15 protein-coding genes and 1 other annotated feature are annotated in these 16,200 nt (G+C 41.2%); of the genes, 11 read left to right on the forward strand and 4 right to left on the reverse strand.

Features of this window, described 5'->3' with window-relative positions:
• The first annotated feature begins 40 nt into the window (after nt 1–40).
• Both BCM40_RS05930 and BCM40_RS05935 read left to right on the forward strand, forming a co-directional pair.
• Nucleotides 41–544, forward strand: a complete 504-nt coding sequence (locus BCM40_RS05930) for a redoxin domain-containing protein (protein WP_065526745.1) — start codon at nt 41–43, stop codon at nt 542–544.
• A 163-nt stretch (nt 545–707) separates the two neighbouring features.
• The gene (locus BCM40_RS05935; protein WP_065526744.1) at nt 708–1,991 is read left to right on the forward strand and encodes an MFS transporter; all 1,284 of its coding nucleotides are present in this window, start codon (nt 708–710) and stop codon (nt 1,989–1,991) included.
• Between the two features lie 41 nt (nt 1,992–2,032).
• Here BCM40_RS05935 and mnmM read toward each other — a convergent pair whose 3' ends face one another.
• A complete protein-coding gene (gene mnmM, locus BCM40_RS05940) occupies nt 2,033–2,596 on the reverse strand; it encodes a tRNA 5-(aminomethyl)-2-thiouridylate-methyltransferase MnmM (protein WP_065526743.1) in 564 nt (187 codons plus the stop codon).
• Nucleotides 2,593–3,546: a tRNA modification radical SAM protein MnmL/YtqA gene (gene mnmL, locus BCM40_RS05945; protein ID WP_065526742.1), complete on the reverse strand. Its 954-nt coding sequence runs from the start codon at nt 3,544–3,546 to the stop codon at nt 2,593–2,595. Before mnmL ends, mnmM begins: the two co-directional genes overlap by 4 nt.
• Before the next feature lie 174 nt (nt 3,547–3,720).
• On the opposite strand from mnmL, the gene BCM40_RS05950 reads away from it, so the two are divergent.
• The 3 genes from BCM40_RS05950 (at nt 3,721) to leuS (ending at nt 7,789) form a co-directional block, all read left to right on the forward strand.
• Nucleotides 3,721–4,413: a CoA transferase subunit A gene (locus tag BCM40_RS05950; RefSeq protein WP_065526741.1), complete on the forward strand. Its 693-nt coding sequence runs from the start codon at nt 3,721–3,723 to the stop codon at nt 4,411–4,413.
• Between the two features lie 18 nt (nt 4,414–4,431).
• Entirely contained in the window at nt 4,432–5,085 is a 654-nt protein-coding gene (locus tag BCM40_RS05955; RefSeq protein WP_008429013.1) for a 3-oxoacid CoA-transferase subunit B, read from the forward strand.
• Nucleotides 5,086–5,129: 44 nt separating this feature from the next.
• Nucleotides 5,130–5,335 (forward strand) — a binding site (T-box leader).
• Nucleotides 5,336–5,377: 42 nt separating this feature from the next.
• Nucleotides 5,378–7,789 (forward strand): leucine--tRNA ligase, encoded by a 2,412-nt coding sequence (gene leuS / locus BCM40_RS05960; protein WP_065526740.1) that lies wholly within the window; start codon nt 5,378–5,380, stop codon nt 7,787–7,789.
• Nucleotides 7,790–7,979: 190 nt separating this feature from the next.
• On the opposite strand, the gene BCM40_RS05965 is transcribed toward leuS, so the two are convergent.
• Nucleotides 7,980–9,263, reverse strand: coding sequence for a BaiN/RdsA family NAD(P)/FAD-dependent oxidoreductase (locus BCM40_RS05965; protein WP_065526739.1), 1,284 nt, complete (start codon nt 9,261–9,263; stop codon nt 7,980–7,982).
• Between the two features lie 128 nt (nt 9,264–9,391).
• Here BCM40_RS05965 and BCM40_RS05970 point away from each other — a divergent pair, with 128 nt between their 5' ends.
• Nucleotides 9,392–10,996 carry a putative polysaccharide biosynthesis protein gene (locus BCM40_RS05970; protein ID WP_065526738.1) on the forward strand — a complete coding sequence of 535 codons (1,605 nt, stop codon included), beginning with the start codon at nt 9,392–9,394 and terminating at the stop codon, nt 10,994–10,996.
• 10 nt (nt 10,997–11,006) lie between these two features.
• The gene (locus tag BCM40_RS05975) at nt 11,007–11,720 is read left to right on the forward strand and encodes a pseudouridine synthase (RefSeq protein ID WP_065526737.1); all 714 of its coding nucleotides are present in this window, start codon (nt 11,007–11,009) and stop codon (nt 11,718–11,720) included.
• Nucleotides 11,721–11,880: 160 nt separating this feature from the next.
• Here BCM40_RS05975 and BCM40_RS05980 read toward each other — a convergent pair whose 3' ends face one another.
• A complete protein-coding gene (locus BCM40_RS05980; RefSeq protein WP_008429018.1) occupies nt 11,881–12,102 on the reverse strand; it encodes a DeoR family transcriptional regulator in 222 nt (73 codons plus the stop codon).
• Between the two features lie 295 nt (nt 12,103–12,397).
• Here BCM40_RS05980 and pepV point away from each other — a divergent pair, with 295 nt between their 5' ends.
• The 4 genes from pepV (at nt 12,398) to BCM40_RS06000 (ending at nt 16,190) form a co-directional block, all read left to right on the forward strand.
• Complete coding sequence (gene pepV, locus BCM40_RS05985; protein ID WP_065526736.1) at nt 12,398–13,771, forward strand: dipeptidase PepV; 1,374 nt, start codon at nt 12,398–12,400, stop codon at nt 13,769–13,771.
• 17 nt (nt 13,772–13,788) lie between these two features.
• Nucleotides 13,789–14,637 (forward strand): D-amino-acid transaminase, encoded by an 849-nt coding sequence (gene dat, locus BCM40_RS05990; RefSeq protein WP_065526735.1) that lies wholly within the window; start codon nt 13,789–13,791, stop codon nt 14,635–14,637.
• Nucleotides 14,638–14,721: 84 nt separating this feature from the next.
• On the forward strand, nt 14,722–15,285 hold the full coding sequence (gene thpR, locus BCM40_RS05995; protein WP_065526734.1) for an RNA 2',3'-cyclic phosphodiesterase: 564 nt from the start codon (nt 14,722–14,724) through the stop codon (nt 15,283–15,285).
• Nucleotides 15,282–16,190: a diacylglycerol/lipid kinase family protein gene (locus tag BCM40_RS06000; protein WP_065526733.1), complete on the forward strand. Its 909-nt coding sequence runs from the start codon at nt 15,282–15,284 to the stop codon at nt 16,188–16,190. The genes thpR and BCM40_RS06000 overlap by 4 nt, the downstream gene beginning before the upstream one ends.
• Nucleotides 16,191–16,200 lie beyond the last annotated feature (10 nt).

Here is a 16,200-nt window from a genome sequence, read left to right on the forward strand (position 1 = left end):
GTTTACTTGATTGTTTTTTAAAATAAGGAGGAAACTACCTATGACAACATTACAACTCGGTGATAAAGCACCACAATTTGAATTACCATTAGCAGAAGGTGGTACTTATTCTTTGGAACAAGATTTAACGGATCGTCCAGGTTGGAGATTTTTGGTCTTTTTCAGAGGGTCATGGTGCCCAGTATGTAACCAAGATTTAAAAGAAATTCAAGAAAGCCTTTCTTATTTTGAAGGAAAAGGCGTTTATTTTACGGCTCTATCAACAGATAGCCAAGAAAATTCGTTAGGGATGAAAAATGAGCATAGCTTAAGCTTTCCGCTCCTGTCTGACCTTACAACAGATTTATTAGACCAGTACGGTGCTTATTACCATGGAGAAGATGCACCATATGAAGATCATGGAATCCACGGGGAAGCTGCTCATTATTTGCTTGATGAAAAAGGGGATATTCTTTATCAACAGCAGCAAACGAGCCCTTATGGACGTCCAAGCGCAACAGAACTTCGTAAAGTTGTGCAGTATATTAAAAAGAATTTAAAGTGATATAAATCACTTAAGACGACCTTGCCTATTGATGGGGCAAGGTCTCTTTTGTGTGTTAGCCATAAAGTGGTAAAACGTGCAAATTGTCCAGTGTTAATTGTAAAATAATAGAACGGATAACAAGAGCTTAAATGGGCACTTTTTTCATTGAAGGAGGACTGTTATGAAGCGTACGAAAGAAAATTGGGTTAATGGGAACGGCGTTATCCATACGCCATTTTATTACGGCTGGGTCATTGTCATTCTCGCGGGATTGTCTCACTTTTTTTCTGGACCTGGACAAACATATTCAAATGCCATTTTTATAGATTATTACATAGAAGAATTTGGTTGGAGTCGCTCGACCGTGTCCGGTATTTATTCTTCAGCAACACTTCTGGCAGGATTTTTATTGTTTATCATTGGTCGAATGATTGATAAAGTCGGTGCACGAAAAATGGCAATTGCGGTTTCTTTAATTTTAGCAGCAGCCAGTATATTTAATAGTTTCGTAGTCAATTGGGTAATGTTGTTTATGGGCTTTTTCGCTATACGGCTGTTTGGACAAGGCTCGATGACGCTCGTTCCAAATGCGTTAGTGCCACAATGGTTTATCCAAAAACGAGGCCGTGCACTTGGGTTAGCAGCGTTAGGTGGGATGATTGGATCGGCTGCATTTCCATTGATCAATGTTTGGCTAATTGAAGCATACGGCTGGCGGACGACTTGGCAAATTCTTGGCGCATCAATCCTGGTTATTTTTACGCCATTAGCCTATTTCTTTATCCGAAATCGGCCAGAAGATATTGGCTTACTGCCGGATAATGGACCTTCAGCAAGAGAAGAAGATCGACAAAAGCCTTTATCTTCAGATATTAGTTGGACGGTAAAAGAAGCGAAAAAAACTCGCTCTTTTTGGCTCCTTTTGTTTTGTGTAGTGGTTCCTGCTTTGGTTAATACGGGAATGACTTTCCATTTGGTGTCTATTTTTTCGATTCAATCATTAGCACCTGAAACAGCGGCAACTGTCTTGAGTTTAATGGCAATTATCGGTTTTCCGGTCACGTTTCTGGCAGGTTATTTGCTTGATAAAATACGCGTCCAGTGGATGTTAGCTTTTGTTTTTGTTGGGGAAATTGCCTCGATTTTCTTATTGAAAGAAGCAGACCTGTTTTCCGGCGCGATTCTGTTTGCGGTTGTATGGGGCTTTATGTTGGGAATTGAACGAGTAACTTTGAGTGTCGTATGGCCGAATTATTTTGGTCGACAATACCTTGGTAGCATTACCGGTATTTCAATGGCCTTTATGGTCGTTGGTTCTGCTCTCGGACCGTTACCGTTCGGCTTGTTTTACGATTTCTTTGGTGGCTATAAAGAAGTGTTATGGGCTATTATGATTTTCCCGCTACTCGGTATTGTGGCGGCGTTACTAGCAAATCCGCCAGAAAAAAAGGAAATAGAAAACTAAGCTAAAAAAGCAGAAAAGAGCATGTGCTCTTTTCTGCTTTTTTAATTGCTTGCATGTTTTTTTTCAATGGCTAATAAAAAAGGGGGGGAATGTTGCTGGTTGATAAATTCGTATTTCAGCACATCAAACGTTTTTTGTGGGAGCGAGGAAACGAATTCCATAACGGCATCACGTTCTTCGCTGCCACCTTCGTGTCCACTGTATACGACAACTAACAAAACGCCTTTTATTTTCAAAAGATCTAAACATTGTTCGAGAGCAGCAAGCGTACTTTTTGCTTTCGTAATAATAGAGTGATCACCTTTTGGCAAATAGCCAAGATTGAAAACAGCAGCTGCAATAGGTTCTGATACATAATCTTTTATTTTTGCGTGACTGTCGTGAATTAGCTCGACATGGTCAAATTCTTGGACTCGCTCTCGCGTTGCATGTATTGCTTCTGCTTGAATATCAAAAGCGAAAACTTTTCCGTTTGCTCCAGTTAAACTTGCAAGAAAGTGTGTATCATGTCCGTTGCCAGCAGTGCCGTCAATAGTTACATCTCCCGGAGAGATTGCTTGTTCAAGCAATGATTTTGTAAAAGGCAATACGCGTTGTATCGTCATGAAGTCACACTCCCTGTAGCCCGTTTCCCTTGCCAGCTTTCGCGGCGTGCAAGTTCTGCATCAATGCCATTTAAGACGTCCCATTTGTTGGCGCTCCACATCGGCCCAATCATTAAGTCTATCGGCCCATCACCTGTAATGCGTTGAACAACCATTTCAGGTGGCAGCACTTCAAGTTGGTCGGCGACTAAGTTAATGTATTCTTGCTTTTCTAGAAACTCAACCATGCCTTTTTCGTATTGCTTGACCATTGGTGTGCCTTTTAATAAATGCAACAAGTGAATTTTAATGCCTTGTACATCGAGTTTTGCTACTTCACGCGCGGTTTCCATCATCATGTCTCGGTCTTCTAGTGGCAAGCCGTTGATGATGTGTGTACATACGCGAATGCCGCGCTTGCGTAATTTCGTCACACCTTCTACATAAGTATCGAAGTCATGCGCACGGTTGACCAAAAGGGCCGTTCGCTCATGAACCGTTTGCAATCCAAGTTCGACCCATAAATACGTCCGTTCGTTTAATTCGGCCAAATAATCCACAACGTCATCTGGCAAACAGTCGGGACGTGTTGCGATGCTTAAACCGATAACATTTTCTTGCTCGAGTGCCGCTTCAAACTTTTCTTTAATCACGGGTAACGGCGCATGTGTATTGGTATAAGCTTGAAAGTACGCCATGTATTTGGCATCTTTCCATTTGCGATGCATTTTTTCTTTAATTTGATCAAACTGCTTAGGAATCGAGTCAACTCGGTCTCCAGCAAAATCACCAGATCCTGCAACGCTGCAAAACGTACAGCCCCCGTGTGCAACTGTGCCGTCCCGGTTTGGACAATCAAACCCGGCATCTAAAGCGATTTTCATGACCTTAAAACCAAAATGATCGCGCAAATGGCGATTCCATGTATAATAACGTTTTCCATCAGATGAAAAAGGAAACTCTATATTCAATCGAAACAACTCCTCAAAAGCCATTGTAGCATGACGACAAAACGGCAAACAATGCTTGTTGATTGCGCAATTGATTTTTATGAATATTGCGTTTAGAGCAATAGTTTGTTTAAATTAAAATGGAAGCGTTTTAATAATGAATTTAAGTGGATGAGTCAGAGGAGGCATAATGGAATGAAACCGATTTACAGTTCTGCAAAAGAAGCAGTTGAACAAATTCAAGACGGTGCCACAATTATGGTAGGCGGATTTGGGTTAGTAGGAATACCTGAACAGCTTATTTTAGCACTAGTTGATAAAGGGGTAACCGATCTGACCGTCATTTCCAATAACTGTGGAGTAGACGAATGGGGTCTTGGCCTATTATTGAAAAACAAACAAATTAAAAAAATGATCGGTTCCTATGTAGGAGAAAACAAAGAATTCGAGCGCCAAGTGTTATCAGGCGAAATCGAAGTTGAATTGACTCCGCAAGGAACATTAGCTGAAAAAATGCGCGCAGGCGGAGCTGGAATTCCAGCTTTCTTTACACCAGCTGGCGTAGGCACAACTGTTGCAGAAGGTAAAGAAATTCGTGAATTTGATGGCAAAGAATATGTGCTTGAACACGCATTACGAGCTGACTTTGCATTAGTGAGAGCGCATAAAGCGGATAAAATGGGCAACCTTGTTTACAACAAAACCGCACAAAACTTTAACCCGCTTGCTGCAGCGGCTGGGAAAATTACCATTGCAGAAGTAGAAGAAATCGTGGAAATCGGGGACATTAATCCGAATCACGTTCAAACACCAAGCATTTATGTACAAGGCTTGCTTCAAGCACACCAAGAAAAACGGATCGAACGTCTTACAACACGCACGGTTTAAGAAAGGGTGGAGAAAATCTTGGATAAACAATTAGTCAGAGAGCGCATTGCAAAACGAGCTGAAAAAGAAATCAACGACGGCGATTACGTTAACTTAGGAATCGGTATGCCAACTTTAGTGGCGAATTTTATTTCCGACAATAAAAGTGTTGTTCTTCAATCAGAAAACGGACTTTTAGGAATAGGACCGTATCCAACAGAAGAAAATGTAGACCCGGACTTAATCAATGCAGGCAAAGAAACGGTTACAACGATTCCTGGCTCGGCTTTTTTCACAAGTGCTGAATCATTCGCGATGATCCGCGGGGGACATATTGATGTCGCGATCCTTGGTGGGATGGAAGTAGCTGAAAATGGGGACTTAGCGAACTGGATGATTCCAGGAAAAATGATTAAAGGCATGGGCGGCGCAATGGATTTGGTGCACGGTGCGAAAAAAGTAATCGTTATTATGGATCATGTATCAAAAGACGGTTCTGCCAAAATAAAAAAACAATGTGATTTGCCGCTAACAGGCAAAGGTGTCGTTAACAAAATCATTACAGAACGTGCTGTGATTGAAGTGACAGATGCTGGATTGGTCTTAACAGAAGTCTTTGATGGCTTTACGGTTCAAGATATTATCGATTCAACAGATGCGCCATTAAACACAGAAAACGTTAAAGTCTCTTAAGCTATTGCCAAAAAACGGCGACTCGTCTAAAATAAAGACAATAGGTAATGACAGCGAAGAGGACTAGTAGTTTGCGTATTTTCCACAGAGAGCCGGCGGTTGGTGCAAGTCGGTAAAATGCCCAAACGAACTCACCTTGGAGTCAGTGTATGTGAAACTAAGTAAGATACACCGTTTTCCGCGTTAAGGAGTCAAGTTGAGCGAGCAGTCGCTAATTTGGGTGGTACCGCGGGAAAATCCCGTCCCTTATTTTTTAAGGGGCGGGATTTTTTATTTTGAGGAGGAATTGGAAATGACATTCAAGCACAAACTAGTTGAGAAAAAATGGCAAAAATATTGGCAAGACAACAAAACGTTTAAAATGGTAGACGATTCGTCTAAACCAAAATTTTACGCACTTGATATGTTCCCATATCCATCAGGCGCTGGACTTCACGTGGGTCACCCAGAAGGCTACACGGCGACAGATATTTTAAGCCGTGTTAAACGCATGCAAGGATATAATGTTTTGCATCCAATGGGCTGGGATGCTTTTGGTCTTCCAGCAGAGCAATATGCACTGGATACTGGAAATGATCCAGCTGAATTTACAGCTAAAAACATCGAAACGTTCAAGCGTCAAATTCAAGAGCTTGGATTTTCATATGACTGGGACCGTGAAATTAGCACAACAGATCCGTCTTATTACAAATGGACACAATGGATTTTTATCCAATTGTATAAAAAAGGGCTGGCTTATGTTGACGAAGTAGCGGTTAACTGGTGTCCGGCACTTGGAACAGTTCTTGCAAACGAAGAAGTCATCGATGGCAAATCAGAACGCGGTGGGCATCCGGTTGAGCGTCGTCCAATGCGCCAATGGGTATTGCGCATCACAAATTATGCAGACCGTTTGCTTGAAGATTTAGATGAGTTGGATTGGCCAGAAAGTTTGAAAGACATGCAGCGCAACTGGATCGGCAAATCAGAAGGCGCTGAATTGGAATTCCAAGTAGCAGATACAGAACATTCTTTCCGCGCGTTTACAACACGTCCAGATACAATTTTCGGCGCAACTTATGCGGTGCTTGCGCCAGAACATAAATTAGTAGCTGCAATTACAACTGCAGAACAACAACAAGCTGTTGAACAATACATTGACGATGTGAAAACGAAAAGTGATTTGGAACGCACAGATTTGGCGAAAGACAAATCAGGTGTTTTCACAGGCGCTTATGCAGTAAATCCGGCAAGTGGCGAAAAAATGCCAGTTTGGATTGCTGATTATGTATTGGCAACTTACGGTACCGGTGCAATCATGGCCGTTCCAGCACATGATGAACGTGACTATGAATTTGCGAAACAATTTGATTTGCCAATCGTCGAAGTGGTATCAGGCGGCAATATTGAAGAAGAAGCTTATGCAGGCGACGGAGAATTGATCAATTCCGACTTCCTTAACGGATTGAACAAAAAAGAAGCAATTGAAAAAGCGATTGATTGGCTAGTTGATCAAAAAGTGGGCGAAAAGAAAATTACGTACCGCTTGCGCGATTGGTTGTTTAGCCGTCAGCGTTATTGGGGCGAGCCAATTCCAATCATTCATTGGGAAGATGGCACAATGACGCCTGTGGAAGAAAAAGACTTGCCACTTATGTTGCCAGTAACAACAGATATTAAGCCAAGTGGAACAGGAGAGTCACCTCTTGCTAATATTACCGATTGGGTAAATGTTGTTCATCCTGAAACCGGAATGAAAGGGCGTCGCGAAACCAACACGATGCCACAATGGGCTGGAAGCTGCTGGTATTACTTGCGCTTTATCGACCCAACCAATGAGGAAATGTTGGCTGACCCAGAACTATTGAAACGCTGGTTGCCGGTTGATGTGTATATTGGCGGAGCAGAGCACGCTGTACTTCACTTGCTATATGCGCGCTTCTGGCATAAAGTGCTTTACGACATCGGTGTGGTTTCAACAAAAGAACCTTTCCAAAAGCTATTTAACCAAGGCATGATTTTGGGCGAAGGAAACGAGAAAATGTCGAAATCAAAAGGCAATGTCGTTAACCCTGACCAAATTATCGAAAGCCACGGTGCAGACACATTGCGCATGTACGAAATGTTTATGGGTCCACTTGAAGCATCGATCGCTTGGTCAACAAATGGCCTAGATGGTTCTCGACGATTCCTAGACCGCATTTGGCGTTTGTTGATGGACGAAGAGCAATTGAGTGCAAAAATTACGGATTCAAACGATGGTAAACTGGAAAAAGTCTATCACCAGACCGTTAAAAAAGTAACAGACGACTTTGAAGGATTGCGTTTTAACACAGCGATTTCACAAATGATGGTCTTTATTAACGAAGGTTATAAAGTCGACTCCATTCCAAAAGAATACGTAGAAGGTTTTGTGAAACTGTTATCTCCAATCGCACCTCACGTAGCAGAAGAGCTATGGGAGAAATTGGGTCATGAAGGATCGGTAACTTACGAAAACTGGCCACAATACGACGAGTCGAAAATGATTGATGATGTAATCCAAGTAGTCGTACAAGTAAACGGCAAAGTAAAAACAAAGCTAGCGATTGCTAAAGACAGCACAAAAGAAGAACTAGAAGCAGCAGCGCTTGCGGATGACAATGTTCAAAAGGCAACTGATGGCAAAGAAATTCGCAAAGTAATTGTTATTCCAGGGAAATTGGTTAACATCGTAGTAGGTTAAAAAAAGTAGACATAAAAATGCAAAACCTTCCGGGAGCATTTTGAAAGAAGAATTATAAAAAGAGGCAGACTGGAAAATTTCCAGTCTGCCTCTTTTTTGTATGTTTGATAGATTAATATCTCATTTGAGTCACTTCGGCCGCTTTGGGCATGGCTTTTACAAGAAGCCAGGCAAAGAACGCCAGTAGCTATTAAGCTTTGCTCTCTACTCTGTGTTCTTTCGCGAATCGAGCGGCGCTTTGGCCGGCTACGTTGCCTGTGACTAATGCAGACGTAATATTGTAACCGCCAGTATATCCGTGGATGTCTAAAATTTCACCACAGAAATACAATCCGGGTTTCTTTTTAGAAGCCATCGTTTTAGGTTCGATTTCTTTGATCGATACACCGCCACCTGTTACAAATGCTTTTTCGATTGGTTGTGTACCGTTAACGAACATTGTAAAGGCTGTCAGTTGCTTTGCGAACGCCCGAACTTTGTCACTTGCCAATTCCGCGCCAGTTAGTTGTGGGTCAATCTCAGCACGTCCTAGTAAGAATAACAGCCAACGTTCTTGAGCAAGGCTCTTCCAAACGTTTTTAACGGATTTTTTTGGTTCGTCTTTCATCATTTTCACAAGCAATTGAAAAGCAGATTCTGCATTTTCATCTGGCAGTGAATTGATGCGCATTTCGACTGGTTGGCCGCCGTTTTTCTTCATTTCTTTCACGACGTATTGGCTACAGCGTAAAACTGCAGGACCACTCAACCCAAAATGGGTAAACAGCATATCCATTTGATGTGTGACAAGCACTTTGCCTTTTTTGTTTAATACAGTGACAGCTGCATCACGTAAAGCCAAACCTTGAAGTTCGCGACTTACGATAAATGGTTCTTTCGATAATAATGGAACTTCCGTTGGATAAAGATCGGTCACCAAATGACCTGCTTTTTCTGCCCATGGGTAGCCGTCTCCAGTAGAGCCTGTTTGTGGGACTGCTTTGCCTCCAACAGCGACGACGATTGCTTTCGCTGTATACTCTTCTCCGGTATGAAGGCGAACGCCGGTCACTTTTTCATCAGTCATTAATAATTTTTTAACAGGTGAATCGAGCATCACCGTTACATTTAACCGGTCCATTTCTTTGAACATGGCATCCGCCACATCTTGTGCACGGTTAGATACGGGGAACATGCGCCCATGATCTTCTTCTTTTAACGCAACACCAAGTCCTTCGAAGAAAGAAATAATGTCTTCATTATTAAATACAGAAAAAGGACTGTGAAGAAAACGTCCGTTTCCTGGAATATGTTTCACAATTTCGTCTAGTGGCAAGCGATTGGTCACGTTGCAGCGGCCACCACCGGAAATGATTAATTTTTTTCCTAATTTCTTTCCTTTTTCAATCAGTAATACTTTTTGATTATTTGAAGCTGCGGCAATTGATGCCATTAAGCCGGAGGGACCTCCGCCAATGATTATAACGTCATACATATATTAAGAACTCGCTTTCGTTTTCTTTTTAGTATACACGATGCAGCGAAACACGTTGAGTAATTTCATCTATAGGTGTAAACTATCGTGTAGATTGCTTTTATTATGAACAAGTCAGGAAGTGTAAAATGTCGTCATTAGTTAAAGGTACAGCCATCTTAACATTAGGTTTATTTTTGTCAAAAATATTGGGAGTTATTTATATTATTCCGTTTTATAGCATGGTAGGAGAAGACAATATCGGGCTTTATCAATATGCATATATCCCGTATAACTTGATGCTGGCGCTAGCTATTTCAGGTGCCCCAATCGCATTCTCGAAATTTACCGCTAAATACAATTCCCTCGGTGATTATGAAACAGGTAGGAGATTATTAAAGTCAGGTCTTCTGACGATGATGATTACCGGTTTTGTTTCGTTTCTTTTGCTTTATATCTTCGCAGAGCCACTAGCGCGTATTACTATCTCTGAAGATGAACGAATTTATTCGGTTGGTGACGTAACTGAAGCGATTCGTTGGGTCAGTTTTGCATTGATCGTCGTACCATTTATGAGTCTTTGGAGAGGATTTTTCCAAGGCTATAACTACATGATGCCAACGGCTGTTTCCCAATTAATCGAGCAAATTGTTCGCATTATTTTCCTATTAGGTGGCGCATTTGCGGTTCTTTACATTTTTGATGGTACGCCAAAAACAGCGATTCAGTTTGCGGTATTATCTGCAGCTGTCGGAGCGCTAGGTGGGATTGTGACGTTGGGTTATTTCTGGAAAAAGAAAAAGCCCGAATACAATCAACTGCTAGCGAATTCAGTTGAATCCTATGACGTTAAATTGCGTGATATGTACAAAGAGATTGTCTTTTATGCCATACCGGTCATTTTCCTTGGCATTGCCAATCCCTTGTTTCAGTTTGTTGACTTAATGACATTTAACCGGGCGATGAGCTCTGGTGGAAATTTCTCAGAAATCGACCTTTTAGGTATTTTAAATTTAACTGCACATAAACTTGTCATGATACCTGTTATGCTTGCTACTGGGTTTTCCATGGCATTAATTCCATTAATCACCAAACATTTTACACGCAAAGAATATTTGCAAGTATCTCGAACATTAGATCAATCCATCCAGTTGTTATTATTCTTAACATTGCCTGCGGTAATTGGAATGACCATGCTATCTGATGAGTTGTATCATGTCTTCTACGAAGTAAGTGATATTGGATCTGAGATTTTGGCGCATTATTTGCCAGTGGCAATTTTGTTTTCGGCTTTCCCAGTCACAGCTTCTATTTTACAAGGTATCAACAAACAAAAATGGATCATCATCAACTTGTCTACAGGTCTATTATTAAAAGCTCTTTTAAATACACCGTTGATCGAACGTTTTGAAACAGACGGGGCGATAGCAGCAACGATTATTGGTTATATGGCAGCGATTGGGATGAACATGCTCGTAATTGTTAAAACAATGAACTATCATTCGCAAATGGTTACAAGACGCGTAATGTTAATTGTTATTTTGAACTTGATCATGGCAGGTGCGGTTTACGTATCGATGTCAGGAATCGACTTAGTTATCGGTATGGACAATAAATTCCTATCTATGATTCGCATCATTTTAATCGGTGGTGTAGGGGCAGCTGTTTATGGCTACCTCGGCTTGAAAACGGGCTTAGCGCAAAAGTTAATGGGCTCAAAAATAACCAAAATCTCTCGGAAATTAGGCTTTTAGGAGTGACACAATGCGTTTAGATAAATACCTTTCGAATATGGGCCATGGCTCTAGAAAAGAAGTGAAAGTCCTATTAAAGTCAAAAGCTGTAGAAGTTAACGGTGAAATCGTTCGAGACCCAAAAGTTCATGTCAATGAACATGCGGATCTTGTGTCGGTCGGAGGAGAAGCTGTTACCTACACAGAGTTTATTTATTTGCTTATGAATAAACCTCAAGGTGTGATTTCGGCAACGGAAGATAAGTACGATAAAACGGTCATCGATTTGCTGGGGGAAGATGAGCAACATTTCGAGCCGTTTCCGGTAGGGCGATTAGATAAAGACACAGAAGGGTTTTTGTTACTAACAAATGACGGCAAGCTAGCACATGAATTGCTGTCGCCTAAAAAGCATGTGGATAAAACATATTTTGCACATGTTGAAGGAGTCGTAACGGAAGAAGATGCAGAAGCATTTAAAAAAGGTGTGGTGCTTGATGATGGCTATGAGACAAAGCCTGCGAGTTTAAGTATCTTGGAAAGCGCTGCAGTATCTAAAATTGAATTAACGATTACGGAAGGCAAATTTCATCAAGTTAAACGAATGTTCGAAAGTGTCGGCAAACGCGTGGTTTACTTGAAACGTTTGTCGATGGGACCATTAAGTCTTGATCCCGAATTAGAACTTGGTGAATATCGTCACTTAACAGAGGAAGAAGTAGCTAGCTTGAAAGATAGAAAATAATGTAACGAAAGGCTGTAGATAAACTCGAGTTGTTCGAGTTGTCTACAGTTTTTCATTGGAATAAGTCGCTTCGCAGGTGGAAAAAGGAAAATATTTCAATAAACTAAAACAAAGAAAATGACCGCAATTATGCGGTCATTTTCTTTGTTTAGGAAATCTGTTAGGACGTCATTTTCACTTTACGGTGCGTCGTTGTCCATTTGCCTCGAGTTGGGCTGGTCACCAAGTCGTTAAAGGCTAACACATTCAAATCTCTTTGAATGGTGCGAGGAGTGATGCCGAATTCGTCGACAAGATCTTGCGTCGTTACAGTCCCATTCTCGAGAATGTACTTATACATATCTTTAATTCGAATGAGCATTCGATCGGTTGTGGGTTTCATACTAGAACCACTCCTTCATCTTTTTTCCCATTGGCAAAGACTAGCGGACGATGTGCTGAGGTTATACAGCAAGTATAATTGATGCCAAAGACAGCCCCTTTTCCTAAAAAATATGTCAATCTTACTAATCTGACAATTTGATTATAACGGAAAAACATCTCGAATTCTAGGATTTTAGCTGAATTTACAAAAAATTAACGCTTAAAAGACAGAATTTTTTATGTGAATTAACGACAAATTCTTTAATTTCCTGAAAAAAGGTGTACAATAGCCATAACAAAAAGGAGTGTGAAACATGGATTGGCAGTTAGAAGCTACACAACGCAAAGAAAAAATACTGAGCGAATTGCAAGAGTTACTAGCGATTCCCAGTGTATTAAGCAATGAAACCACGCCAACAGCTCCTTTTGGAAAAGAAGTTAAACAGGCATTGGATTGGTTTCTAGAAAAAGGTAGAGCAGAAGGATATACGGTGAAAAATGTTGGGAATGTTGCAGGGCATCTTGAAATTGGTCAAGGTGAGGAATTGCTGGGAATTCTAGGACATGTTGATGTGGTGCCAGTAGGTGAAGGTTGGACAAAAGCTCCATTTGGTGGAGAAATTCACAATGGACGACTTTACGGTCGTGGCGCCATCGATGACAAAGGACCAACAATTGCCGCATGGGCTGCTTTGAACATTTTAAAGGATGCGGGTGTTGAATTTACAAAGCGTGTGCGTTTAATCATCGGTACAGATGAAGAAAGTGAATTCCGTTGCATGGAACGCTATTTTCAAACAGAAGAAATGCCAGCAATAGCCTTTACGCCAGATGCTGATTTCCCAATCATCAATGCAGAAAAAGGAATCGCGTCACTGGTTTTCTCGACATTTTCTATGCACGAAGATGCGATTTTGGAATCGTTTATCGCTGGACATCGAACCAATATGGTGCCTGACACAGCAACGGCGATTTTAAATGGGCAGTTAGCGGAATGGCAAGAAGATTTTCGAGCGTTTTGCAAAAAGCATGACGTAACAGGTAAAGTTGAACAGCATAACGGTTCGACAGAATTAACCTTAAACGGAAAATCAGCACACGCGATGGAACCAGAAGATGGCATTAATGCCGGTGTGTTACTAGCTGTATTTTTGAAAGACCGTTTAGAAGGCGATGGTCAAAAGTTTGTTGAGTTTGTCGCAGATACGTTTTATAAAGATTCGCGTGGACGTAAGCTTGGATTAGATTACACAGATGAACAATCTGGAGATACCACATTTAACGCCGGAATTATTCGGTTTGAAAAAAAGAAAACTGCTATGATTACCGTGAGCATGCGTTACTCGATTAGCTATCCATTCAAAGAAAAAATCGATGCTTATCAGTTGAAGGATTTTGTACTGGACATTGCGTCCAATTCTCCTCCTCATTATGTGGATGAAAACGATCCGTTCATCAAAACGCTGCAAAGCGCATATGAAAAACAAACGGGTGAAAAAGCTAATTTAATCGCCATTGGCGGAGGCACTTATGCCCGCGTACTAGACAAAGGTGTGGCTTTTGGGATGCTGTTTCCTGGCGAACCCGATGTTGCCCACCAGGCGGATGAATTTGTCGATATCGACAATTTAATAAAAGCGACTGCCATTTACGCAGAAGCCATTTATCAATTAGCTTGTAAAAAATGAGGAAAGAAGGAATGGATATGGATTTGATATTGCACAATGGAGAATTTATTCGTGAAGAAGATTTGGTGATTTCAAAAGAAGATCGTGGATACCAGTTTGGTGATGGAATTTATGAGGTAATTCGTGTATACGACGGCAATTTGTTTACGGCTAAAGAGCATATTGACCGGTTTTACGACAGTGCGGACAAAATCAAAATCGTCATTCCTTATACAAAAGACGTTTTCCATAAAATGATTTACGATTTTGTTGAAGTAAACAATATTGAAACGGGCCAAGTATATGTGCAAATCACACGTGGCGCTGCAGAACGTCAACATCAATTCCCGACACAAGCAACACCAGTGATTACCGGTAATACAAAATCAGTTGAACGTCCAGTGGCAAGCTTAAACTCAGGCGTTACCGCTAAATTTATCGAAGATATTCGTTGGTTGCGCTGTGATATTAAGAGCTTAAACTTGCTTGGTAATGTATTGGCGAAGCAAGAGGCATACGAAGAAGGATTTTTCGAAGCAATCTTGCACCGAGGCGAAACAGTAACAGAAGGTTGTTCATCGAATATGTACGGCATTAAAAATGGCATTCTTTATACACATCCTGCGAACAACCTTATTTTAAATGGAATTACAAGAAGAGTAATTCTTGAACTTTGTGAAGAATTAGAAATTCCAGTAGAAGAAAGACCATTTACCAAAACAGAAGCTCTTGAAATGGATGAATTCATCATGTCGTCAACGACTACGGAAGTAATGCCAGTTGTTGCAATTGGTGATCATAAAATCGGTCACGGTGTTCCGGGAGAATTAACGCGTAAATTACAGACGGCGTTTGAAGCACGCATACAAGTTGCTGTGAAATCGTAAAATAGAGATAAAAGTGATTGGCTCCGGCCAATCACTATTTTTTTGCGCTTATTAGCATGGTAAACTAAACTCAGGTGATGCTAAATGAAACCCCATTATTTTATTGGGATTAAAATACCAAAAGATATAGCCGGAACTTTGGCTACAGAACGAGAAGGTTGGCAATTGCAAAGTCACAAAAGGCAAACGCCGGCGCAAGATATGCATATTACCTTATTGTTTATCGGCAAAGACGTGCATAGTGAAATCGACCAAGTTGAAAAATTGCTGGGGACCATTAAGCAACAAGCTTTTACGGTAAGCATAAATGGCGTTAAAACTTTTGGGAATCCATCAACACCGCGTATTATTTATGCATCTCTTGAAACAAGTCGGGAGTTAAACGAGTTGCAACAACAAGTGCATAAATCCGTGGAACCGTTGCAAATCAAACCCGATCCAAAGAAATTTGTGCCACATATCACATTGGCTAGCAGATGGGCAGGGGGAGAACCAACTGAACGCCAATTTTCAATTGCCACTATGCGATTTGAAGTAACCGAGTTTTCGTTGTTCCGAATTGCACCAAAAGAAATGCCACGGTACCAAAAGATCGCAAATTATCCGTTAGAAAATGCATCTACTACATTTAAAGGCGAGTGTTTATGAAAACGGTATTTATTATTAACCCTACAGCTGGCAATGGCCGGGCGTTAAAACAATGGCTGCGCTTTGAAGAAACGCTCCACTTCCCCTACGAACACAGATTAACGGAGTTTCCAGGACATGCTACGGCAATAGCTGCCGCTTATAAAGATGAAGAGCAACAAGTTTTGTTAATCGGCTTTGGCGGGGATGGGACATTGCGTGAAATCGTAGTAGGAGCAGTGGGTGCGAAAAAGATAATTGTTGGATCTGTAGCGGCAGGCTCTGGCAATGATTTTGCAAGAGCTTACGGCACGTTCAAAGATGCGCGGGCAATTGAACAATTTCAAAAAACACCTTTTGTTAAACAGCAAGACCTTGGTGAATTTGCGAACGGACAACCCTTTCAATTTGTCAGCAGTTCGGGAATTGGTTTTGATGCAGAGATTACAATCGCTGTAAATCAGTCGTCTCTTAAGAAAAAACTAAATCAGTTTGGCCTTGGAAAAATCGCTTATTATCTGTATGTCATTAAGACTTTAGTGAAGTTTGAAACCTTTACATTGACGGTTCAAAGCGAGAGCAAAACCTTTGTTTATCAAGACGTTTGGTTAGCCACTGTTAGCAATCAACCATATTTCGGTGGAGGCATGAAAATCTCTCCTGCTTCCTACACAGATGATGGATTGCTCGAATTGACAGTCGTTCATCAAATATCCCGTTTGAAACTCTTGCTCGTTTTTGGTACGGTATTCAGCGGAGCACATACACGTTTCAAAGAGGTCAGCCAAATGAGCAGTCCGGAATTCCGGCTATCATCTGACAAATCGGTTTTTCGCCATGTAGATGGGGACGATGCCGGGATGAGCCCTCAAAATGAAATGGTTGTCTATGCAGTTAGTCCGCATAATTGGTCATCAATACATTAATGGAAAATAG

The sequence above is a fragment of the Planococcus donghaensis genome, assembly GCF_001687665.2.
In the GTDB taxonomy this organism is placed as follows: Bacteria; Bacillota; Bacilli; order Bacillales_A; family Planococcaceae; genus Planococcus; species Planococcus donghaensis.